The sequence below is a fragment of the Enterovibrio paralichthyis genome (genome assembly GCF_019209835.1).
In the GTDB taxonomy this organism is placed as follows: Bacteria; Pseudomonadota; Gammaproteobacteria; order Enterobacterales; family Vibrionaceae; genus Enterovibrio; species Enterovibrio paralichthyis.
The window spans coordinates 305,834-325,412 of the sequence record NZ_JAHUTS010000003.1 but is presented as its reverse complement, the minus strand read 5'-3'; the positions used below and the strand labels follow the sequence as shown (position 1 = coordinate 325,412).

The following is a 19,579-nucleotide window of genomic DNA, read 5'->3' as shown; positions in this document are numbered from 1 at the left end:
ACTAAAGCCCCCGCTCCTTCACCCATGGAAACACCACCATGCCTTCTTCAAGGCTGGAGACACCATTCACCACAATCACATCACCGTTGTTCAGCCCAGCTTCGAGTTTGTTGTCTTCACCCAGTTCAACCGGAACACGGGACACCGCACCATTGGCCGCAACCCGCCAGACATGGGTACCTGAGTCATCAGTTTCTACCGCGGTTTCTGGCAGTTCATTTTGGCTTGACGCTGAAATAGACGTAGAGACTTGCGCAGCCATACCCGGCAGCACATTGACGTTCTCCGGGCGTGGCAGGGAAACCGTTATACGGTAAGAAGCGGTCGTGGTATCGGCTTCGGTATCGACTTCCTTAAAATCGGCTTCAAACTCCTGAGCGGGGTAGGCATCAAACCTGAGAAGGGGTTTGGAGTGCGTTGAACCGTTTTCAGCATCAAAAAAGCTGAATAACCTTTCCGGCAATTGGAAACTCACGTTGATCACATCCTTGGTTTGGATGTTCATGACGGGTTCCATGGCATTGGCATATTCGTTTTTCTCTTTCAGTCGCAGAGAAATCGTGCCGCTGTAAGGCGCTTTTAAGGTGGTGTAATTAAAGTTTGATTGCGCCAGATCCAGACCTGCCTGAGCTTCATTCAAGTGGGATTTTGCTTTATCAAAATCCTGCTCAGAAATGACGTTGGTTTTCTTGAGCTGCACTGCACGGTCGTATTGCACTTTTGCTAGCTGATGACTGGCCTTGGCCTTTTCCAACAGCAAGCGATATTCATCCTTGTCCAGCTCAGCGAGCACGTCACCTTTTTCAACGTCTTGCCCTGCAAATACCGGAATATCAATAATCTCCCCTGCGACACGAAAAGCCAGCACCGCTTTATCATCGGCTTCTACCGTGCCAGGAAACACGCGCACTGCGTCTTTATCTCCGATTGCGACGGTCATGAGTTTTGCTGGACGGGCTTCTGGCTCAGGGATGGGGGGCTCTTCACTACAACCGCTTAGGTATAGGGAAACCAACGCTAAAGAAAGCGCTTTTTTCATGGTCGCACTCCTTGCTTTGCGCCGACGGGATATATTGACGACACGGATGGCATGACTGGAAATATGTACTTTGAAAATAGTAGCAACTTCTATTTGTCTATGGGTCTTTGAGCGCGGAAAGAAAAAGAAATATTGTTTACTTTCTGAGGATTGAGATACGCAACAAGGGGGTTAAGTACGGGCGTGGCAGTAAAAAAAACCTCTGCAGGCAGCGAATGCGTTGAAGGTTGAAGAAACCGTATGTCGACGATTGCAGATAAAAAAACGCCACCCGGTAAAGGTGGCGTTTCATAGAGAGTGCTGGTTTAAGGCAAATTTAGTTTGTTGTCGCCGTCGTCGGCATCACACATTTCAGAATATCTGCCAGTGTGACAACACCAATCATCTGATCACCTTTGCTCACCACAGCAAGCTGCACACTCGCTTCACGCATACGCGCCAGCGCTTCGTATACCGGCGTGTTCGCTTCAAGCACATAAGCTTTACGGGCGATTTCACGCGCAGGGCGGTCAGCAGGTTCCAGCAAGGTATCACGCACATGCACTACAAGTGGTTTCAGGCCACGGCTTCCGCACAGCAGAATGCGCAGGTGTCCTGTTTCCATCGCCTTCACACGTACATCAGCAATAGAAGCACGTTTATCAACGTGAGCCATTACCTGCCCTTCTGTCACCAGGGTTTCCACCGCAATGGAGCTGGAGTCAATAAGGCCTGAAAGTTGACGTTGGATATCCGGCTTCAGCGTACCCACTTTACCGGAGTGCTCAACCAGCTGGCGGATAGTATTGATATCCTGCCCACCGACAGCGGCGCTTTCCACTGGCTCAACGCCTGACGCACGAACCAATCGGTTTGCAATGCGGTTAATCCAGTTCAGCAGCGGACGCAGCGGCCACACGTAAGCACGGGCAACAATACCGATAGCCAGCGCTGACTTTTCAGGGTGCGCGATAGACCAGGATTTCGGCGCCATCTCACCCACAACCAAGTGCAGGAAGGTGACCACGAATAGCGCAAAACCAAAGGCCGCTGCATCGGCTGCCCAGTAAGGCAGTCCCATTGCAAGGAACACAGGGCCAACCCAATGGTCAACCGCAGGCTTGGTTACCGCACCCAATGCAAAGGTACAGAAGGTAATACCTAACTGGGCACCTGCCAGCATCAGCGTCAGGTCATTCATGCCACGCAGTGCTGCACGTGCTGATGCGCTTTCCACTGCCATTTCTTCAAGGCGGTGGCGGCGTGCGCCCATCAAGGCAAACTCGATGATAACGAAGAAGCCACTCAATATGATGAGAGCGGCAGTGACCAGAGTAACAATCAATGGATCCGTGCTCATTCTTCACCCTCCATGATTGGTTGCTCTACCAGCTTCACGCGAACCTCGGTCGGTACGTGGCGCTCAATGCGTAACACTTCCACCTCTAGATGGCGTTTGAACAGCTCACCGGATGCAAATTCCGACGGATCGACAGGCAGGTCGATGTTAACCGTTTCACCTTCTTCCGGCAGTGCACCGCGCTCAGCTATCAACAGACCTGCGATGGTTTCTACATCGTCTTTTGGCAGATCATAACCAATCGCTCGTTCTACTTCGTCGATGTGAACATCACCTTCCATCAGCCAGACGTTATCGCTTTGCGATACCACCGCTTCGCCAGCGTCGGCATCATGCTCGTCGGTGATTTCACCCACGATTTCCATCGCCAGGTCTTCAATCGTCAACACGCCTGCAAAGCCGCCGTACTCGTCGATAACACAAGCCAGTTGATTGGTAGACGTGACAAGCTGATCCAGTGCGTTCGGAAGACGCATCAGCGTTGGCAACACAGTCGCAGGACGCATCACTGAGGCTACCGTGTCGTCTGTGTTACCAGCGTCGATATGCGCCAGCACATCGGAAAGGTGAACCACACCCACAGGCGCGTCATCATCGTTGATAACCGGGTAACGCGTATGCGCCTGCTTCATCAGCGACAGCAGTTCGGTCAACGTGGTCTCCGGTTCAACCCAGTCCACCTGCGATCGCGGCACCATGGCGTGTTCTACATCGCGCTCTGGGAAATCCAGGATGCGGTCCATCATCAGTGACAGCTCAACAGGCAAGTCGCCGCTATCGCGCGAGTTCGCGATGATGTGGTGCAGGTCTTCTTCCGACGCGCTCACATCCAGATCGTGAACCGGCTCAATACGCACCGCGCGCAGCAGCAGGTTAGCTGACTTGTCGAAGAAGCTGATGAACAAGCTAAACACTTTCATGTAGATCAGTGTCGAGCGAGACATCATGCGGGACATCGGCTCTGCATTCGCAATGGCTAGGTTTTTCGGGTACAGCTCACCAAAGACCATTTGGACAACCATTGCCACACCAAGGGTGACAACCGTACCGATGGCGATACCTGCTTCCAGCGAAAATCCAAAGCTTTGCAGGATTTGACCTAGAGACTTACCGACCAGCGGCTCTGCGACAAAACCAAGCACAAGGCCTGTCACTGTGATCCCAAGCTGGGCACCGGAAAGCATAAAGCTCGTACGTTTGGTAACGGCAAGCGCGCGCTTGGCGGCTGCATCGCCGGTGGCTGCTAAGGTCGCGAGTCTTGCGCGGTCTACTGCCATGTATGCGAATTCTTGAGCAACGAAATAACCGTTTGCTGCAATAATCGCCAGGATAAGAAAAATGCCGAAAAGCAGGCTTAGAAGGGGCTCAATCATAGTTGTGTCCTCCCTTGGTAGTTTGAAACCAATACAAGATGACACAACAGACTAGAGTTGGGGTCCACGAATTATTCCTAATGTAAAAACAGGAAGCGCAGTATATGGCGGCTGAATCCATGTCGTCTAGTCAATATTCGCATGACACCGCATCAACACTGGCGATAAGCGTTACTAACCACTCGAGTGAAGACTCAACACCAACGCCACTTCCATGAAGAAAACTTCAGCCGATACCCAATGCAGTGCATGTGTTGAGGTTACGATTGGTTACAAAATGGCAGCACTAGAAGTGTGGTTTCTACACAAGTTCGTGTTGTTCATCATGACAATGTGCCATTAGCAGCTCCGCTCCCCTGTTTCCGACAACTTCGAACCCCAACCTTTGATAGAGACGTTTAGCCGGATTTGTCCTGATAACACTTAATTTTACTGTGGCTCCCGTCTCCCGCGCTTTTGAGATCACGTCGCCAATAAGACGGCTTCCAATGCGTAAGCCCTGGTAGTTGGGGGCAATTTGGATCTGAATGATGTGCCAACAGTTTTGCTTCGCATCGTATCTGGCCTTGAACAGCCCCATAGGTGTGCCTTCAAACTCGACGATTTGTGCGCTTGAGAATTCGAATCGTACACGCTTTTCGTATTCCTCTCGGCTAGTTGCCATCCCTGCTTCTTGCAGGTACTGCCTCATGGTTTTGTCTCGAAGCGCCAGCAGGAAGTCGATGTCTGATTCTGTTGCGGGGCGAAGGTGTAATGTCATGAATTATCATTGACCTTATATCGACATCACTTTTGCTTCGGGATGCTGACGAACATAGTGATGGAGGAGTTCTACAAGGTTGTCTTCGTACTTGTAAAAGGCATTGTCGAGCGCATCGAGCGAGGCATGGTAGTGTTCATCATCCTCAAAAGGCGACAATTGCTTCCAGCGTTCTGCCCGAATCGGAGAAGGACTGGCGTCTGGAAACCATATCATGGCCTGAGCCAACAATTCAGCAGATCGGCTTGCGCCGATGGCCCGGAGATTCGAGAGTATCTCCGCACAATGGTCGCCAAGGGAATTGAAGAACAACTGATCAAAACCACCGTTGTGAACCTCGCCATCGAAGCACCATAGCAGGTAAACAAACCTCGCTTCTGGGCTTAAACGTTCAAGGTGTTCGGTTGTGCCGTCATCCGGATCAAAAACCGCGTCCAGGCAGAGTTTGAAAACTTCCAGTGCGGGTTCTTCTGCTTCGGCATAGTCCTTAAATTTCATGAGCGTCCTTGGTTACCTTGAATGCAAAAACAGGAAGAAGCAGACTTCACTGCCCTTCCTGCTTTCTAGATGGGATTAAGTGTAAACCCAATCAAAACAACCCGACAATCTCTCCGTTTTCATCCAGCGAGATGCTGAGTGCTGCAGGTTTCTTCGGTAAGCCCGGCATGGTCATCACATCACCACACATAGCAACCACAAAGCCCGCACCCGCCATTAAACGCAGTTCGCGTACAGGCAGGATATGGCCGCTTGGCGCGCCAAGTTCAGTGGGTTCAGAGGTAAAGCTGTAAGGCGTTTTGGCAATGCAGACTGGCAGGTGCCCAAAACCCAGTTGATGGATTTCATCCAACTGCTTTTGTGCGGCAATGTTGAACTGCACGTCTTTCGCACCGTAGAGCGAAGTGGCAACTGCGCGGATTTTGTCATCAATCGGCATGTCGTCTTCGTAGAGGAAGTTTACCTCTGGCTTTTCACCTTCCAGCATGGCTTTCACGCCTTCTGCCACGGCTTTCGCACCCGCGCCACCTTCAGCCCAGTGTTGGGCTTCTTCCACGCGCGCACCATGAGACATACAAACTTCGCGGATAGCCGTCAGCTCTTTCACATCGTCTGTTGGGAAGCGGTTGATAGCGACCAGCGGCGTTAAACCAAACTTCTGCATGTTCTCGATATGACGTGACAGGTTTGCCGCACCGCGTATGACAGCATCAACATTCGGCTCATCAAGGTGGTCTTTTGCCACACCGCCCTGCATTTTCAGCGCACGTACAGTACACACCAGAACGGCTGCATCCGGACGCAAGCCAGAGATGCGGCATTTGATATCGATAAATTTCTCCGCACCCAAATCTGCACCAAAGCCTGCTTCGGTCACGACCACATCGGTCAGACCAAGCGCTGTGCGTGTTGCCATGACGGAGTTACAACCGTGGGCGATGTTCGCGAAAGGGCCACCGTGGATCAGCGCCGGGTTATGTTCCAGCGTCTGAATAAGGTTTGGCTGGATGGCATCTTTCAGCAATACCGTCATTGCGCCTTGTGCACCCAGGTCAGCGGCTGTCACGGTTTTGTTGTCGCGGTCGCGGCCAATAATGATGTTGCCGAGACGGCGCTCCAGATCTTTGCGATCTTCCGCCAGACACAAGATCGCCATGATTTCAGAGGCGACGGTAATGTCGAACCCGGTTTCCCGTGGCTGACCATGTGCAGGGCCACCCAAGCCCACCAAAGTGTGGCGCAATGCGCGGTCGTTCATGTCCATCACTCTGCGCCAGCTGATGCGGCGTGGGTCGAGGTTCAGCTCATTGCCCCAGTGAATATGGTTATCAATTAACGCAGCCAGCAAGTTGTGGGCAGACGTAATGGCATGGAAATCCCCATTGAAATGCAGGTTGAGGTCTTCCATCGGGATCGCTTGCGAACGGCCACCGCCCGCAGCACCGCCTTTCACGCCAAAACATGGCCCAAGGGACGGTTCACGCAAACAGACACTGGCGCTGACACCAATCGCATTCAAAGCGTCAGTCAGGCCGATACTGGTGGTGGTTTTACCTTCACCGGCCGGCGTAGGCGTGATTGCGGTGACCAACACCAGCTTGCCTGCTTTGCGTTGTGGGATTTGTGCCAAATCGAGTTTGGCTTTGTAGTGGCCGTATGGGATCAACGCATGGTGTGCGACACCCAGTTTGCGTTGTGCCACTTCAAAAATCGGCCAGGGTTTTACGGCGCGCGCGATTTCAATATCGGGTGAACCCGGAGGAGGTAAAGCTGTCATCGTGTTATCCGCCAGTACTACGTTATTCTGTGTCTTCATAGACTTTCCCACATTTTATACCGTTTGTTGGCACAACAAGAAGCACAAGCACAGATGCCATGGGTAAATGTCTGCAAAACAGGCACTAATAACAGCCAGTGTGGCTTGGTCAGCGGGTTGGAAATGATTCAGAACCGTCCGGTTAAGTGGTATTTGCGTCAAACAGAGGAAAAGAATGGTATCGCGGCGACAAAGTTGGATCGTGAAATGCCCATGGGTGACGACACAGATTCAAACAGTGGGTAGGCTATACCTAACTACCCAATACACGTTCAAGAAAGGGACTGCTTTATGCCGAGAATTCTTTGTTTTGGCGATTCAAATACCTGGGGTTACAACCCTTCCAATGCAACTCGGTGGCCGGAAGGCGTTCGCTGGACATCTCGCTTAAACACACTTCTCAATCACGAATCCACCACACCCTGGTATCTGGCAGAAGAAGGGCTGAACGGACGCACGACGGTCTGGGATGACCCTACCAAGCCGCACCGAAATGGCAGTACTGCATTACCTATGGTTTTACTGACACACCGTCCGCTGGACTGGGTGGTGATCATGCTTGGCACCAACGATTTGAAATCTCTGTATCCCGCATCTGTCGCATGGATAGGAGAAGGTCTGCGCACCCTGATTGGCCAGGTAAAAGAGGCTGACAATGCTGGCGAACCAACACCGCGCATTCTGGTTGTTTCTCCACCACCAATGCACGATGGTAACAACTGGGCAGCTGGATTTACGGTTGGCAGACAAAAATCCATCGAGCTTGCAGAAGTCTACCGTCAAGTTGCCAAGGAAGAAGGCTGCGTCTTTTTTGAAGCGGCGACAGTATGTGAAGCATCACCCATTGATGGTCTTCATATGGATGAAGCAGCTCATGCCGCCCTTGCTGACGGCATTGCCAACACACTGAAAGGCCTGTGACCCAAACGCAGGTTGATAACGTAACCTCCAGAAACACAACAAGAAGATTGATTGCGCTATGAGTAAAAAAATCCTGTTTCTCTTTTCACTTTTCCTACTGACTGCCTGTCAGTCTGTTCCCGAAGGCGTCACGCCAGTCACTGGTTTTGATGAACAGCGATATCTGGGGAAATGGTATGAAATCGCCCGGCTTGACCACTCATTCGAACGCGGCCTTTCGCAAGTCAGCGCAGAATATGAACTCCGGGAAGATGGCGGTATCAAGGTCATTAACCGTGGCTTTAATGCTGAGGAAAATGAATGGAGCGAAGCCATTGGCCGCGCTTACTTTGTGGATGGCAAAGAGACGGCACACCTGAAGGTGTCGTTTTTCGGGCCGTTTTATTCCTCTTATGTTGTTTTCGAGTTGGGCGAGAACTATGACTACGCTTTCGTCTCCGGCTACAACAAGGACTACCTCTGGTTACTTGCCCGAACGCCCACGGTGTCACAAGAACTGGTGGAGCGATTCAGCCAAGTGGCCAAGGAAAAAGGCTTTGATACCAGCGAGCTGATTTTTCCCCAACAGCAGTAAACACCCAAAGCCCGACATTCAGATCGGGCTTTTCTTTCGCCCCATAGGAATCATGTCCAGATTTCACAATTCACAGACTGATAATTTGGTCAGCAACGCTAACTATCACTACACTCTATCAGGCAAAACCAACTTACTTCGCGAGGTTGTTCTGAGGTATCGCTTTCTGTTTTAATAGCCTAATAATAAAGTAATAAATAGATAATCATGCCAATCACAACAGACACAAAAGCAATGCGCGAGACGCTCAAACGCCTGAATGATGATGCCACCGCGTCGATGGACAATCAGGGGCAATGCACCGTCCAAGTTGCAGATCTCGCCACCTTGCTGGCCGCTTATAAAATTGAACTTAACAAGAACCGCAGTCTGTCAAAACCCCATAATCAGCTTTCAGATGCTTAAGGCTTTTGCGACAAACTGCGAGATGTAAACACCGCGCATGCCGGATCCGAAGGGCGCTGGCATGCCTATATGCAGGGTAATCATGTCAATCTCGCTGGAAAAAGCCGCTAAGCCCGAAGACTGGGCGCTCATCGAAAACTTCCTCATCCAAGCCATCGTCCGGCTTGAAACCGCTGGCATTCCGCTTTGGGCAAGGGACGAAGTGACCACGGAGGTGCTTCTAGCCAGTTATGGTCACGATTCGCTCTATCTCGTGAAGGAAAACGGCCAAACCATTGGTGGCGTTTTTATTCTGGAAAGCGACCCGCTTTTCTGGCCGAAAATCACCGACAACGACAGCCTCTTTTTCCACAAACTGGTGATTGGTGATGCCTTTATTACCCGCGGCATTGGCCACCGGGTACTCCAAGCCATGGTGGAATTGACGAAACAACAGGGTCGGCACTGGCTAAGGTGTGATTGTCACGGAGATCGGCCAAGGCTCCGCAATTTCTACGAATCGTTTGGTTTCTACTTCATCGAACGGCGCGAAGTAGAAGGCTTTGACGCCGCCTTGTATGAGTATCCCTGCCTCTAGGGTCTGTTGACCTTTGATGATGATTTTTGCAGCAGTTTGTGGGGATTTTATGCAAGGCAGAGGCTTCGATGTGTAGCTAGCCTACATGAGAAGCCGATAACACAGCAGAAATTCCCCACAAACGCTGCCCGAAGGGTTCTGCCCTAAGCGTTTTATGCTTTGTTGAGGTGTATTTGCTTAGAATAACTAGGCGGCACACACCTCGCCGCGCCTAAAACGCTTATGGCTAGAACAAAATTTAACCACCAAAGGTCAACAGACCCTAGCGACTCGGTGGAATAAACCCGGCCTGTGTCAGTTCATCCAGCAAGGCTTCGCATTTCTGTTTCAGAAACTCGCGCAACAGCCTTGCGGCAGGTGTGATGGACTGGCGGCTTGGAAACACCAACCAAAGCTCTGTCATGATGGGCGGATAGTCACTTAACAAACTCACAATACGTCCAGACAGCAAGTCTGCCGCCATATCCAACGCCGATTTCGCAGCCACGCCTTTTCCTGCCACACACCAACGACGCACCAAGTCCGCATCGTTCGACGCCCGGTTTCCGCGCACCCGCACTTTTAGTTTGTTGGTTCCATCATCGAAATCCCACACGTCATGCAACATATCACTAAGCTGGAACAGCAAAGCATTGTGCCGGGCGACTTCCTGCGGGTGTGTTGGTTCACCGTGCTTTTCTAGGTATTCAGGGGACGCGCAGAGCAGGCGCGGCACATCGCAAATTTTAAATCCGTAAACGTTGGCATCACCGGGCGAGCCATACCGCAGCGCAATATCAATGGCATCGCGGTAAAAATCGACGTTGCTGTCGCTCACATTCGCTCTCAGGCTCACCGCAGGATGGGCGTCCATAAATTCGTCCAGCCAGGGCAACACCACATTGCGCCCCAAATCCGATGAAACCGCCAGCCGCAACTCACCATCAATGATATCGAGTTCGTCCTTGACTATCCGGTTGGCTTGGTCAAGCAACTGCAACGCCTGCTCGCACTGGGGAAGATAGCGCTCCCCCGCATTGGAAAGGCGCAGGCTGCGCGTTGTGCGCACAAACAGCTCAAGCCCCAACGCCTGCTCTACCCTTTTCACCGCTGCACTTGCTGTTGCGGTTTGCATGTCCAAGTGTGTCGCTGCTGCAGTGATACTGCGGAACTCTGCCACTTTCAACACAACACGTAAGTCGTTAATTTGCATGCTACCCCGCCCTGATTATCAATTATATTTTGACAATAATTCCAAGATTACGCCGTTTATCCTCAAGCTGCCAGTGCCTATTCTCTCTTCATCAAAACAAAAACCTTGCGGGAGAATGAAAATGAAAGCGATTGGATACAGCAAAAGCCTGCCAATTACCGATGCAGAATCCTTGGTAGATATTGAACTGCCTATGCCGATTGCGGCTGGCCTTGACCTTTTGGTGAAAGTCAGCGCCATCGCTGTTAACCCGGTGGATTACAAAATCCGCCAGAATGTGGCACCGGAAAACGACAGCTATAAAGTGATTGGCTGGGATGCCGTTGGAGAGGTGGTCGCAGTTGGTGAAGGCGTGAAAAACTTCACGGTTGGCGACAAGGTTTATTACGCCGGCGATCTGGGCCGTCAGGGCAGCAATGCCGAATACCAATTAGTGGATGAACGCATCGTTGGGTACAAACCGAAAAGCCTGTCCGATTCAGAAGCAGCCGCACTGCCACTGACCTCCATCACGGCCTATGAACTCTTGTTTGATCATCTGCGCCTAGAACAGCTGACACCATCAGACGATAAGAAGTCAGAGGATGTGCTGTTGGTCGTGGGAGCCGCAGGTGGAGTGGGTTCCATTCTCGTTCAGCTCGCAAAGCAACTAACCGGTGCCACCATCATCGGCACAGCCTCGCGTGAAGACTCCAAGGCCTGGGTGAAAAAACTCGGCGCGGATTATGTTGTCAATCACAGGGAAGCCCTTCAACCGCAAATTGAAGCCCTTGGCATTGGTCAGGTGACCCACATAGCAAGCCTTAATGCGACAGAAAGCTATTTTGATACTTACGCTGAGTTACTGGCACCGTTTGGACACATCGCCATGATTGATGACCCGGCACACATCAACGTCATGCAGCTGAAAAGCAAAAGCCTGACACTGCACCTTGAGTTCATGTTTGCCCGTTCTATGTTTGAAGCGAAAGATATGCAAAAACAAAGTGACCTGCTGAACCATGTGGCGCAATTGGTAGATCTTGGCCAAATCCAGACCACGGCGGGTAAGCATCTTGGTACTATCAACGCTGCAAACTTGCGAAAAGCACATGAAGAACTCGAGTCCGGCACGGCAATCGGGAAAATCGTTCTAGAAGGCTTCTAACTTTAAGAAAAATCAAGGATTAAAAATAGGGATTACGCGATGAGTAGATTGACAATTGTTGCCAATATTTTTGCAAAACAAGACAGTATTGAGCTGGTGAAATCAGAGTTGATGAAGCTGATTGATACCACTCGTGCGGAAGAAGGGTGTATTGATTACGATCTGCATCAGAACAACGAAAATCCCGCCCACTTCCTGTTCTATGAAAACTGGCAAAGCCGGGAATTATGGCAACAACACATGGGGAACCAGCATCTGGCCGACTACCTTGCAGCGACTGAAGGCGCCGTAGAAAGCTTTACACTTCATGAAATGACGGTGATTGGCTAAATTCCTAACATAAACAAGGCCTGTTCTGACAACAGGCCTTTGTGCTTTCGGCGTGTATTTTCACAATTCAATATCTACCCGGTTGCGGATATAGGTCGGAACCAAGAACTGTTCATCAAGATGAGTAGGCGTGATTTTGGGCGGGGCATCGACAATTTCGCTGAGCGATTCGTAGCTCACACCGATAACCCGAGCCGCTGTCATCAGTCCATTGATAAAGCTTTTCTTATCCGCCACTTTACGATATTCGCCGATAGGAATAGCGCAAAACTCTTCATATTCTTGTTCTATAAGCGCCAGTAATTTTTTTTGTTTTTCCATACACATTTCCAATGATTTCAGTAGCTTGAATAGTATCCATCAACTTAAAAACGTCAGCTAAGAGGTGGATCCAATTCCTGACCAAATTGTCCAGAAACCCTTACTTTCTCTGAAATTTTTCCAGCGCGTTTTCTGTGGGTTCAAACTCCACCACAACCCATTCCAGCTTTGGCAATAAATGCAAATGCTCCATTACCTCAGTAAGATTTACTTCCCCTTCACCCAATGCGACGGATTGCCCGCGGGAGAAATCCCTGAGGCGTAAATAGGTAAATGATCTGGCAGCGGAAGCGATATTTAACCGCTCCCTACCCGGCTTGATAAGCAAATCTGCTCATCAGGTTGTAAGGTTTGGAGAACGCGCACATTCTGTGCAATCACTGTAGTGAGCTACTGCGTCCGGTATCGTTTTGGCGTCGTGCCCGTGTGTTTCTTGAACGTCAAGGTAAAGGCACGTTCAGACTCATAGCCCACCTGCTCAGCAATGTCATAGATGGGCAGAAGGGATTCGCGCAACAGCTCCTGCGCCCGTTGCATACGAAGGTTGGTCAGATAGCCAAACATAGGCAGCCCCACCAGCGAGGTAAAACGGCTGGCAAACGCAGCCCGCGACATACCAATCTGACTGGCGACGGACTCCAGTGTCCATGATTGCTGGGGATTATCGTGGAGCAGTTGTAAAGCGCGGGAGATACGCTTGTCGTTGAGCGCATCCAGAAACGGACTTTTCTGCTCCCGGCCAAAGTTGATGCGGATAAGCTCGACAAGGATGATTTCCGTGAGTTTATTGACGATAAGCTCCGAGCCCGGCCCTTGCGACAGGTATTCCGCACTGAGCTGATCGAAGGTACTGCGCAACCAGGGAAGGGATTCGAAATCCTTATCCCGCACAATAGTGACGCGGGGGAAGACATCCAATAACGGGGTTGTGGCGGTTCGGGTGAAACTGAACGAGCCGCAGAGCAACATGGTGGATTCATCCAGATCTGGCTTGCCCTTTTCAGGGGACTGGCTGGAAAGAATATGGTCTTGTCCCGGGCCAAGAAAAATCAAATCCCCGGCCTCTAAACGCTCCACACGCCCATCAATCTTTGCCCAACAGCGGCCCCGTCGGATCATGTGAAAGCTGGCGTAATCCAGATCAGTAAAGGTTTTTGTCCATGGCGCATCCACCTGGCTGCAAAAGTACACACTGCCCATCACTCGGATGGAACGCAGGATGTCACTCATCACTTCCATTTCTTATCCCCCAACTGGACGATCGATGTATTCAATCAAGATTATTGTGCATAGATGGTACGGGTCGCAACCTCTAAAGTAGTCTCATACCAAAACGAAACAGGGATATGACCATGACCAAGATTGAAATCTACACCAAGAGCTACTGCCCACACTGTAAAAACGCCAAGAAGGTATTGGGACGAATGGGGTTAGCTTACCGTGAAATCGAAGTAGACGATGACCAAGTGTTGTTTATTGAAATGCTGGAGCGAAGCCAGCGCCGCACCGTGCCACAGATTTTCGTCGGCGATATTCATGTTGGCGGAAACGACGATTTACTCAAAGCAATCAGCACTGGAAAGTTTGAGAAGATCCTTGCCAGTCAAAGCCCTGCGGCTTAACAACCCAATTACAAACGGATCCAGATTTAAAAGGAGATACACCATGACAACGCTCAATAAATACAACGCTCGCATTAACGAAGAAAGCGTCGGTTTCGCGCACTCACTCAACACCTTCGCTGACAATGCAGTCCGCTTTTCCATCGTGATTGTGCTGGCATGGATTGGCGCAATGAAATTTACCGGATACGAAGCCGGGGCAATTGAGGGCTTGGTTGCATCCAGCCCCCTGACAAGCTGGCTCTATTCGGTATTCAGCCTGCAAGGTGCATCAAACCTGATTGGTATTGTGGAAGTGCTGACAGCTGTAGCCTTGGTATTGGCACCGTTTAGCCGCTCCATTGCCATTTTGGGTGCAGCGAGTGCAACCGTGACCTTTGCCGTCACCACCAGCTTTCTGTTTACTGCACCAGTGACAGAAGCAAGCCTTGGCGGTTTCCCGGCAATTTCCGTGGTGCCAGGTCAATTCTTGCTGAAAGATATTGTGCTCTTGTCTGCTGCGCTTTCCCTGCTGGCTAAAGCACTGCTTCGCGGCGAGTAATCGCTAACTGAAAGCGAATCACGCCGGAAAACACTATGAACCATTAAGCTCCCTGAAGCCGGACATCATGCTTTCATGTCGTCCGGCTTTTTCTTTTAGAGAACCAAGCCTAAATACCCACCCACAAGTTTTACTAAAATATTTTATTCCTCACAGATGACTGATAGACTGGACAAATTCGACGGAACACCCTGTTCGCTGTAGGTTTAACGCCTCAAACCATCAGGGAATGTGAGACCCCAAGGACTATCAATCATGGCTACTTTAAAAGACATTGCGGAAGAGGCTGGCGTTTCTCTTGCCACCGTATCCCGCGTATTGAATGATGACCCCACCCTTAGCGTCAAAGAAGCCACCAAACGCCGTATCCTCGAAATTGCCGAACAATTGGAATACCGCACCAGCAGCTCCAAGCGCGCCGTCAACCAACAACGCCAGAAACACCAATTCCTCGCGCTCTACAACTACAAACAGGAAGCCGAGGTTAACGACCCCTATTACCTCTCTATCCGCCACGGCATTGAAACCCAGTGCGAGAAACGTGGTGTCGGCCTGACCAACTGTTATGCCAGCGACAACGAGTTAGATTTCACCCACATCACCGGTATTTTACTGGTCGGGCGTTGTGACAGGGCGCAGCTGAAAAAACTGCCAAAGCATCTCAAGGAAAGTGTCTGCCACATCGACTATAGCCAGCCGGACAGCCCGAATGACTGCGTAGATATCGACCTGGGTAAAATCAGTAAACAGGTGGTCGATTTCTTTATCAAACAAGGTTATGACCGCATTGGCTTTATTGGCGGGCAGGATTCGCCGGGCAGCGCGGATATCCGTGAACTGGCGTTTACCGTGTACGGGCAATTGAAAAACGTGGTGTTTGATAAAGATATTTACCGCGGCGACTTTACCAGCCAAAGCGGATATCAACTGGCGAAAACCATGCTGGAATCCGGCGACTATCCTAAAGCGCTGTTTGTGGCTTCAGATTCCATCGCTATTGGGGTGCTACGCGCCATTCACGAGCAGGGCTTAACCATGCCAGATGATGTCGCACTGATCAGCGTGAATGATATTCCTACCGCCCGTTTCACGTTCCCGCCGCTTTCGACTGTACGCATCCACTCGGAAATGATGGGCATTCAGGCAGTAAACCTGCTGATTGATAAAGCCCGCGATGGCCGTACCTTGCCGCTTCAGGTGTATGTACCAAGCCAACTGAAACTGCGCGGCACCACAAAACCGCTCTAACCGCGGCAAAACATTCGTTCAAAAAGCACTGATTATTCAGTGCTTTTTTGTTTCTCTGCCCTTTCTGCTTTCTCTGCTCTACCTGCTTTTTCTGCTCTTCCTGCTCTTCCTGCTTTCACCTAAAAACCGTCCTCTCAATAACTCAAACCGCGATCACGATTTGTGCACGGACGGAAATGCAATTCGTGACATAGTTAAAGTAAAACGAAAACTTTATTTTGTTTTAGTAAAACTTTTACTTATATCTACACCCCAGAGACACCCAATATCTTTTTTGTCATAAGAACGTCGGCCCCCTGAATGCGGGAAAGCCGAGGGAGATACAAAGTGAACAACTGGGAAAACTTTTTACATCTACACGAAAACCGCATGGCTCCAAGAGCCTATTTCTTTTCCTACGATTCTGTTGAACGCGCCAAATCTTTCCAGCGCGAACTGAGCAACCATTTCCAGTTACTGAGCGGCCAGTGGCAGTTCCACTACTTCAGCAACCCACTGCTGGTGCCTGAAGAGTTTTACTCACAGAAAATGACCACATGGGGCGAAATTACCGTGCCTAACATGTGGCAAATGGAAGGCCATGGCGATCTGCAATACACAGACGAAGGCTTCCCTTTCCCAATTGATGTGCCTTTTGTCCCAAGCGACAACCCAACCGGCGCGTACCAACGCACTTTCACCCTCGGCGAAAGCTGGAACGACAAACAAACCATCATCAAATTCGATGGTGTTGAAACCTACTTCGAAGTGTATGTAAACGGCCAGTATGTGGGATTCAGCAAAGGCAGCCGCCTGACCGCAGAGTTTGATATCTCTGCCTTCGTCAATCAGGGTGAGAACCTGCTGAGCGTGCGCGTAATGCAGTGGGCAGACTCAACCTACATCGAAGATCAGGACATGTGGTGGACAGCGGGTATCTTCCGCGATGTTTACCTGGTGGGTAAACACAAGGCCCACGTGCAAGATTTGACTATCCGTACTGACTTTGCCGATGACTACCAAAGTGCGACGCTGAGCGCCAACATCGCGCTGGAAAATCTGTCAGCCCAGGCTGCCAATGTGTCGGTTGAATATACCCTTTACGATGGCGCTGCGCTGGTTGCGTCCGGCGATTGCGGTGCCCTGAACATCACTGACACCGCATCGGCACAATTTGCCATCGACATGCAAAATCCAAAGCAGTGGAACGCCGAAACGCCAAACCTGTACCAGCTGTTTATCACAGTAAAAGACAGCAACGGCAAGGTACTGGAAGTGATCCCGCAGCGCGTCGGTTTCCGCGATATCAAAGTGCGTGACGGTCTGTTCTATGTGAACAACCAGTACGTGATGCTGCACGGCGTTAACCGCCACGACAACGACCACATCAAAGGCCGTGCGGTTGGCATGGATCGCGTTGAGAAAGATATCGTGCTGATGAAGCAGCACAACATTAACTCTGTGCGCACCGCTCACTACCCGAACGACCCACGTTTCTACGAGCTTTGCGACATCTACGGCCTGTTCGTGATGGCGGAAACCGATGTGGAAACCCACGGCTTTGCCAACGTGGGCGATCTCAGCCGCATCACTAACGATCCGGAATGGGAAACCGTGTTTGTTGACCGCGCGGTGCGTCAGGTTCAGGCACAGAAAAACCACCCATCCATCATCATGTGGTCGCTGGGTAACGAATCCGGCTACGGCTGCAACATCCGTGCGATGTACGCGGCGACCAAAGCGCTGGATGACACCCGCCTGGTTCATTACGAAGAAGACCGTGATGCCGAAGTGGTTGATGTCATTTCCACTATGTATTCACGCGCACAGCTGATGAACTACTTCGGTGAACATCCACACGCCAAGCCGCGCATTATCTGCGAATACGCCCACGCCATGGGTAACGGCCCTGGTGGCCTGACGGAATACCAGAACGTGTTCTACAAGCATGACAGCATTCAGGGTCACTTCGTCTGGGAATGGTGTGACCACGGTATTCTGGCACGCGACGAAAAGGGCGAGCCTTTCTACAAATACGGCGGCGACTACGGCGACTACCCGAACAACTACAACTTCTGTATGGATGGCCTGATCTTCCCAGACCAGACGCCAAGCGCTGGCCTGAAAGAGTACAAGCAGGTTATCGCTCCAGTGAAAATCCGCGCGGTTGATGCTGCCAAGGGCCGCTTTGTGGTGGAGAACCGTTTCTGGTTCAGCAATATCGATGACATCACCATCAGCGCCGATATCCGTGCTGAGGGTGAGACGATTGAAACCCTGAATCTGAAAGTGACTGACTTAGCGGCCAACAGCGAACGTGCGCTTAACATTACGCTGCCAGAGCTGGATGAGCGTGAAGTGTTCATCAATTTCACGGTGCGCAAAGATTCACGTACGCTCTACAGTGAAGCGAACTTTGAATTGGCGATTTACCAATTTGAACTGAAAGCCAATACCGCAATCGCGCCGGTTTTGGTCAACCGCAATGCAACGGCACTCAACATCAATGAAGCGCGTTTGGCGTATGTGATTGATGGACACAACTTCCGCCTGGAGTTCTCAAAAGTGTCGGGCAAGTTGACTTCATGGCAAGTCAATGGCGAAGAGCTGATTGCCTCTGAGCCAAAGCTCAACTTCTTCAAGCCGATGATTGATAACCACAAGCAGGAATATGAAGGCCTGTGGCAACCAGCTCACCTGCAAATCATGCAGGAGCACTTCCGCACCCTGAATGTGGAAGAAACCGGCGGAAAAGTGGCAATCACCACCACCAGCATCATTGCACCGCCAGTGTTTGATTTTGGTGTGCGCTGTACCTACCGCTACCTGATCAACGCGGAAGGCCAGCTGAATGTGGAACTGTCCGGCGAACGTTATGGCGACTACCCGCATGTGATCCCTGTGATTGGTCTGGATTTGGGCATCAACCAAAGCTTCGACCAGGTGCAGTACTACGGCCGTGGCCCGGAAGAAAACTACCAGGACAGCCGCCAGGCCAACCTGATTGATGTGTACCAAAGCACGGTATCGCAAATGTTTGTGAACTACCCGTTCCCACAAAACAACGGCAACCGCCAGCACGTGCGCTGGGCAGCATTGACCAACCGTCATGGCGCAGGTCTTCTGGTGAAACCGGAGCAGGAGATCAACTTCAGCGCCTGGTACTACACCAACCAGAACCTGCATGAAGCACAGCACACCAACGAGTTGGAAAAGAGCGGTTACATCACCCTGAACCTCGACCATCAGGTCATGGGTCTTGGCTCCAACTCTTGGGGCAGCGAAGTGCTCGACTCTTACCGCGTCTACATGAACGACTTCCGTTACGGCCTGACCCTGATGCCAATTCAGGCAGGCGATTGCAGTGCGAAAACGCTGGCGAAGCACAACTTCAGCCAGGACTTTTTCACCACCACTTCCACCAACGAGGCGTAAACCATGATCGTGTTAGAGAGCTTAGAGCAATTCAAAGTGGTGTACCGCAACGGCCGCAAATGGAACCGCTGTGTGGAAGCCATCAACAATATCCAGAACATCCAGCCGGAAGTGATGTACTCCATCGGTGACTCGCTGGTGTACATGGTGACCGAAGGCGAAGCCGCAACTGAGCGCTTTGAAGGCAACCGCCGTTACTTCGATGTGCACTACTACCTGGCGGGCACGGAAGAGGTGGAGTTCGCGCCGAAATCCGCCCTGACCGTTGAGCAAGCCTACCAGGACGAAACCGACCGCGAATACCTGAGCGGCAATGGCGAGCGCATCACCCTGCGCGAAGGTCAATTGGCGATTTTCGAGAACGACAAAGCCTACCGCGTAGTGAGTAACAACGCGGTGCGCAAAGTGGTGCTGAAAGTGACCATCGAAGACGGCTACTTCCTGAATAAATAGAAACAACCC

At 51.1% G+C, this 19,579-nt stretch carries 21 protein-coding genes; 11 read left to right on the top strand and 10 right to left on the bottom strand.

The genetic code is table 11. The features are described from left to right. Nucleotide 1: 1 nt before the first annotated feature. From KU854_RS05710 to KU854_RS05685, 6 genes are all read right to left on the bottom strand, one after another. A complete protein-coding gene (locus KU854_RS05710; RefSeq protein ID WP_218357480.1) occupies nt 2-1,039 on the bottom strand; it encodes an efflux RND transporter periplasmic adaptor subunit in 1,038 nt (345 codons plus the stop codon). Between the two features lie 316 nt (nt 1,040-1,355). After that, nucleotides 1,356-2,378 carry a CNNM domain-containing protein gene (locus KU854_RS05705; RefSeq protein WP_218357479.1) on the bottom strand — a complete coding sequence of 341 codons (1,023 nt, stop codon included), beginning with the start codon at nt 2,376-2,378 and terminating at the stop codon, nt 1,356-1,358. After that, complete coding sequence (locus tag KU854_RS05700) at nt 2,375-3,751, bottom strand: hemolysin family protein (RefSeq protein ID WP_218357478.1); 1,377 nt, start codon at nt 3,749-3,751, stop codon at nt 2,375-2,377. Before KU854_RS05700 ends, KU854_RS05705 begins: the two co-directional genes overlap by 4 nt. Before the next feature lie 301 nt (nt 3,752-4,052). Beyond that, entirely contained in the window at nt 4,053-4,511 is a 459-nt protein-coding gene (locus KU854_RS05695) for a GNAT family N-acetyltransferase (protein ID WP_218357477.1), read from the bottom strand. Nucleotides 4,512-4,526: 15 nt separating this feature from the next. Continuing rightward, nucleotides 4,527-5,009, bottom strand: a complete 483-nt coding sequence (locus KU854_RS05690) for a DMP19 family protein (RefSeq protein ID WP_218357476.1) — start codon at nt 5,007-5,009, stop codon at nt 4,527-4,529. Between the two features lie 91 nt (nt 5,010-5,100). Next, on the bottom strand, nt 5,101-6,825 hold the full coding sequence (locus KU854_RS05685) for a formate--tetrahydrofolate ligase (protein ID WP_218357475.1): 1,725 nt from the start codon (nt 6,823-6,825) through the stop codon (nt 5,101-5,103). 291 nt (nt 6,826-7,116) lie between these two features. On the opposite strand from KU854_RS05685, the gene KU854_RS05680 reads away from it, so the two are divergent. From KU854_RS05680 to KU854_RS05665, 4 genes are all read left to right on the top strand, one after another. Continuing rightward, complete coding sequence (locus KU854_RS05680; protein ID WP_218357474.1) at nt 7,117-7,746, top strand: SGNH/GDSL hydrolase family protein; 630 nt, start codon at nt 7,117-7,119, stop codon at nt 7,744-7,746. Between the two features lie 58 nt (nt 7,747-7,804). After that, nucleotides 7,805-8,320 (top strand): lipocalin family protein, encoded by a 516-nt coding sequence (locus tag KU854_RS05675; protein WP_218357473.1) that lies wholly within the window; start codon nt 7,805-7,807, stop codon nt 8,318-8,320. 207 nt (nt 8,321-8,527) lie between these two features. Beyond that, nucleotides 8,528-8,725, top strand: a complete 198-nt coding sequence (locus KU854_RS05670) for a hypothetical protein (RefSeq protein ID WP_218357472.1) — start codon at nt 8,528-8,530, stop codon at nt 8,723-8,725. Nucleotides 8,726-8,807: 82 nt separating this feature from the next. Beyond that, nucleotides 8,808-9,302: a GNAT family N-acetyltransferase gene (locus KU854_RS05665; RefSeq protein ID WP_218357471.1), complete on the top strand. Its 495-nt coding sequence runs from the start codon at nt 8,808-8,810 to the stop codon at nt 9,300-9,302. A 262-nt stretch (nt 9,303-9,564) separates the two neighbouring features. On the opposite strand, the gene KU854_RS05660 is transcribed toward KU854_RS05665, so the two are convergent. Beyond that, nucleotides 9,565-10,494 (bottom strand): LysR family transcriptional regulator, encoded by a 930-nt coding sequence (locus KU854_RS05660; RefSeq protein ID WP_218357470.1) that lies wholly within the window; start codon nt 10,492-10,494, stop codon nt 9,565-9,567. Nucleotides 10,495-10,615: 121 nt separating this feature from the next. Between KU854_RS05660 and KU854_RS05655 the strand changes: the two genes are divergently transcribed. Both KU854_RS05655 and KU854_RS05650 read left to right on the top strand, forming a co-directional pair. Continuing rightward, nucleotides 10,616-11,641 carry a zinc-binding alcohol dehydrogenase family protein gene (locus KU854_RS05655; RefSeq protein WP_218357469.1) on the top strand — a complete coding sequence of 342 codons (1,026 nt, stop codon included), beginning with the start codon at nt 10,616-10,618 and terminating at the stop codon, nt 11,639-11,641. A gap of 39 nt (nt 11,642-11,680) precedes the next feature. Continuing rightward, a complete protein-coding gene (locus KU854_RS05650) occupies nt 11,681-11,971 on the top strand; it encodes a putative quinol monooxygenase (protein WP_218357468.1) in 291 nt (96 codons plus the stop codon). A gap of 60 nt (nt 11,972-12,031) precedes the next feature. Here the strand turns inward: KU854_RS05650 and KU854_RS05645 are convergent, their stop codons facing one another. The 3 genes from KU854_RS05645 to KU854_RS05635 form a co-directional block, all read right to left on the bottom strand. After that, nucleotides 12,032-12,292: a hypothetical protein gene (locus KU854_RS05645; protein WP_218357467.1), complete on the bottom strand. Its 261-nt coding sequence runs from the start codon at nt 12,290-12,292 to the stop codon at nt 12,032-12,034. Nucleotides 12,293-12,392: 100 nt separating this feature from the next. Then, nucleotides 12,393-12,620: a hypothetical protein gene (locus KU854_RS05640; RefSeq protein ID WP_218357466.1), complete on the bottom strand. Its 228-nt coding sequence runs from the start codon at nt 12,618-12,620 to the stop codon at nt 12,393-12,395. A 62-nt stretch (nt 12,621-12,682) separates the two neighbouring features. Next, nucleotides 12,683-13,531: an AraC family transcriptional regulator gene (locus KU854_RS05635; RefSeq protein ID WP_218357465.1), complete on the bottom strand. Its 849-nt coding sequence runs from the start codon at nt 13,529-13,531 to the stop codon at nt 12,683-12,685. Nucleotides 13,532-13,644: 113 nt separating this feature from the next. On the opposite strand from KU854_RS05635, the gene grxC reads away from it, so the two are divergent. From grxC to KU854_RS05610, 5 genes are all read left to right on the top strand, one after another. Next, nucleotides 13,645-13,914 carry a glutaredoxin 3 gene (gene grxC, locus KU854_RS05630; RefSeq protein ID WP_054779165.1) on the top strand — a complete coding sequence of 90 codons (270 nt, stop codon included), beginning with the start codon at nt 13,645-13,647 and terminating at the stop codon, nt 13,912-13,914. 43 nt (nt 13,915-13,957) lie between these two features. Beyond that, nucleotides 13,958-14,455, top strand: a complete 498-nt coding sequence (locus tag KU854_RS05625; protein WP_218357464.1) for a YkgB family protein — start codon at nt 13,958-13,960, stop codon at nt 14,453-14,455. Between the two features lie 255 nt (nt 14,456-14,710). After that, nucleotides 14,711-15,703: a transcriptional regulator EbgR gene (gene ebgR / locus KU854_RS05620; protein ID WP_218357463.1), complete on the top strand. Its 993-nt coding sequence runs from the start codon at nt 14,711-14,713 to the stop codon at nt 15,701-15,703. Between the two features lie 327 nt (nt 15,704-16,030). Next, nucleotides 16,031-19,117: a beta-galactosidase subunit alpha gene (ebgA, locus tag KU854_RS05615; protein ID WP_218357462.1), complete on the top strand. Its 3,087-nt coding sequence runs from the start codon at nt 16,031-16,033 to the stop codon at nt 19,115-19,117. A gap of 3 nt (nt 19,118-19,120) precedes the next feature. Beyond that, the gene (locus KU854_RS05610; RefSeq protein WP_218357461.1) at nt 19,121-19,570 is read left to right on the top strand and encodes a beta-galactosidase subunit beta; all 450 of its coding nucleotides are present in this window, start codon (nt 19,121-19,123) and stop codon (nt 19,568-19,570) included. Nucleotides 19,571-19,579 lie beyond the last annotated feature (9 nt).

Excerpts from the sequence above, each read along its gene's own strand:
- KU854_RS05710 (WP_218357480.1), bottom strand. The coding sequence starts at position 1,039 with ATGAAAAAAGCGCTTTCTTTAGCGTTGGTTTCCCTATACCTAAGCGGT.
- KU854_RS05705 (WP_218357479.1), bottom strand. The coding sequence starts at position 2,378 with ATGAGCACGGATCCATTGATTGTTACTCTGGTCACTGCCGCTCTCATC.
- KU854_RS05700 (WP_218357478.1), bottom strand. The coding sequence starts at position 3,751 with ATGATTGAGCCCCTTCTAAGCCTGCTTTTCGGCATTTTTCTTATCCTG.
- KU854_RS05695 (WP_218357477.1), bottom strand. The coding sequence starts at position 4,511 with ATGACATTACACCTTCGCCCCGCAACAGAATCAGACATCGACTTCCTG.
- KU854_RS05690 (WP_218357476.1), bottom strand. The coding sequence starts at position 5,009 with ATGAAATTTAAGGACTATGCCGAAGCAGAAGAACCCGCACTGGAAGTT.
- KU854_RS05685 (WP_218357475.1), bottom strand. The coding sequence starts at position 6,825 with ATGAAGACACAGAATAACGTAGTACTGGCGGATAACACGATGACAGCT.
- KU854_RS05680 (WP_218357474.1), top strand. The coding sequence starts at position 7,117 with ATGCCGAGAATTCTTTGTTTTGGCGATTCAAATACCTGGGGTTACAAC.
- KU854_RS05675 (WP_218357473.1), top strand. The coding sequence starts at position 7,805 with ATGAGTAAAAAAATCCTGTTTCTCTTTTCACTTTTCCTACTGACTGCC.
- KU854_RS05670 (WP_218357472.1), top strand. The coding sequence starts at position 8,528 with ATGCCAATCACAACAGACACAAAAGCAATGCGCGAGACGCTCAAACGC.
- KU854_RS05665 (WP_218357471.1), top strand. The coding sequence starts at position 8,808 with ATGTCAATCTCGCTGGAAAAAGCCGCTAAGCCCGAAGACTGGGCGCTC.
- KU854_RS05660 (WP_218357470.1), bottom strand. The coding sequence starts at position 10,494 with ATGCAAATTAACGACTTACGTGTTGTGTTGAAAGTGGCAGAGTTCCGC.
- KU854_RS05655 (WP_218357469.1), top strand. The coding sequence starts at position 10,616 with ATGAAAGCGATTGGATACAGCAAAAGCCTGCCAATTACCGATGCAGAA.
- KU854_RS05650 (WP_218357468.1), top strand. The coding sequence starts at position 11,681 with ATGAGTAGATTGACAATTGTTGCCAATATTTTTGCAAAACAAGACAGT.
- KU854_RS05645 (WP_218357467.1), bottom strand. The coding sequence starts at position 12,292 with ATGGAAAAACAAAAAAAATTACTGGCGCTTATAGAACAAGAATATGAA.
- KU854_RS05635 (WP_218357465.1), bottom strand. The coding sequence starts at position 13,531 with ATGGAAGTGATGAGTGACATCCTGCGTTCCATCCGAGTGATGGGCAGT.
- grxC (WP_054779165.1), top strand. The coding sequence starts at position 13,645 with ATGACCAAGATTGAAATCTACACCAAGAGCTACTGCCCACACTGTAAA.
- KU854_RS05625 (WP_218357464.1), top strand. The coding sequence starts at position 13,958 with ATGACAACGCTCAATAAATACAACGCTCGCATTAACGAAGAAAGCGTC.
- ebgR (WP_218357463.1), top strand. The coding sequence starts at position 14,711 with ATGGCTACTTTAAAAGACATTGCGGAAGAGGCTGGCGTTTCTCTTGCC.
- KU854_RS05610 (WP_218357461.1), top strand. The coding sequence starts at position 19,121 with ATGATCGTGTTAGAGAGCTTAGAGCAATTCAAAGTGGTGTACCGCAAC.